The following is a 247-nucleotide window of genomic DNA, read 5'->3' on the forward strand; positions in this document are numbered from 1 at the left end:
CTTGATTAAGTATTTCTCACCAGTCGCCTGTTTGCCATAAGCGGCGATTGATTTTAACTGTAGCGCTTCTTCTAGGGTCACTTCATGCGTATAGCTGCTCGCAAAGGTGGTGGTAATTTCTTCTGCCACGCGTTTGCGCATGGACTGAACCGTTTCACTACCAAGTTTGCCAAGTGCATTGAACAATAGGAATCCATTCACACCCCACGCAAAACCAAAGTTACGGTTTAAGGTGATCGGACCACGG

Annotated in this window: 1 pseudogene; it reads right to left on the reverse strand. The window is 47.0% G+C overall.

The window, feature by feature from the left end:
• Window positions 1-186: pseudogene (locus SB772_RS44270) on the reverse strand (NADH oxidase); the annotation flags it as partial.
• Window positions 187-247: the final 61 nt, after the last annotated feature.

Source organism: Paraburkholderia sp. SIMBA_030 (assembly GCF_046535245.1).
GTDB lineage: Bacteria > Pseudomonadota > Gammaproteobacteria > Burkholderiales > Burkholderiaceae > Paraburkholderia.